General features: G+C 36.4%; 1 protein-coding gene. It reads left to right on the top strand.

The window, feature by feature from the left end; all coding sequences use genetic code 11:
* The first annotated feature begins 304 nt into the window (after positions 1 to 304).
* The gene (locus DBR11_RS26115) at positions 305 to 1,231 is read left to right on the top strand and encodes an outer membrane protein assembly factor BamD (RefSeq protein ID WP_108555503.1); all 927 of its coding nucleotides are present in this window, start codon (positions 305 to 307) and stop codon (positions 1,229 to 1,231) included.
* The last annotated feature ends 70 nt before the right edge of the window (positions 1,232 to 1,301 follow it).

Genomic DNA, 1,301 nt, shown 5'->3' with positions numbered 1-1,301 from the left:
CTGGAAGGCCTTAGAGATCTGCGGCCCCTTCGGCCGCCTGATATCGCGCAGCCTGGAAGCAGGTATCCTAAAAATTCCAATGATAACCGAAATAATCATTCCTATTATATATATTTGACATATATAAGGAACACAATCTCTAAAAACTATTTGAATTCGCAAACAGAACAACGTCGATAAATTCCTTTACATATCCCCTATTTGTTAAATAATGTTAAGGTCTTGAAAGGTTCGCTGCCTTTATCTAGCTTAGCGGCTATTATTTTTAATTGACGGTATCGTATTATTAACTTATCTTTGCAGAATGTTTAAAATTAAACACGTATTTATATTAAGTTTCACTGTTATAGCGCTAAGCATAGCTGGTTGTAAAAGTCGTTTTGAGAAAATCAGACTCAGTAATGACGTAGCCAAAAAGTATCAGGAAGCAATGAGGCTCTATAACAAAAAGGACTATTCAAAAGCCCTGATCCTTTTTGAAGACCTTTCTCAAAAATACAGAGGAAGATCTGAAGCAGAAGAACTCAACTATCATTATGCATTTACGCTGTTTAATCTTAGAGACTATACAACTGCAAGGTTTCAGTTTAAATACTTCGCAGACACCTATCCAACCAGTAAACATGCAGAAGAATGCAGATACATGGGCGCTTATTGCTACTATCTGGATTCACCAGAATACACGCTTGATCAGGAAAACACCTATAAAGCCATTGATGCCATGCAACTGTTCATCAACTTATATCCAAAAAGTGACCGGGTAGCCAAAGCAAGTGAATACATCAGTGATCTTAGAGGCAAACTGGAAAGAAAAGCGTTTGAAAATGCAAAGATGTATTATGAACTGGGAGGCTATGACATCAGTAATTATAAAGCTGCTGTAGTTGCTTTAAAAAATGCTCAAATCGATTTCCCGGATATTAAATATGTAGAAGAAATGGATATGCTGATAGTAAAATCACAATATCTATATGCAAAAAACAGTTTAGAATACCGCCAGGAAGACAGGTTTAATGAGGCCATCTCTTATGCCAACGAATTCCTTGAAGCTCATCCGGAAAGCAAACTGGTAAAACAAGTTAAAGATTTAAAAAGTGATAGTGAAGCTGGCATCGTAAGAGCAAAAAGCTATATGGCTACCCAGGCAGAACAAATCGCAAAATATAAAGCCACTATGGAAAAAGAGGCAAAGAGAGATAGTACGAACACGATTAAAACCCCCAACAAATAATGAATACTAATAAACCAGCTGTACCGAATACTACGGTTACTAGAAATGTAAATGATTTAGATAGAAGTAC

The sequence above is a fragment of the Pedobacter sp. HMWF019 genome, assembly GCF_003061025.1.
GTDB lineage: Bacteria > Bacteroidota > Bacteroidia > Sphingobacteriales > Sphingobacteriaceae > Pedobacter.
The sequence above is the reverse complement of the archived record's forward strand: the minus strand, read 5'-3'. Positions and strand labels throughout refer to the sequence as shown.

Bases quoted from the DNA above. Each gene is read 5' to 3' on its own strand.
- DBR11_RS26115 (WP_108555503.1), top strand. From the start codon at position 305: ATGTTTAAAATTAAACACGTATTTATATTAAGTTTCACTGTTATAGCG.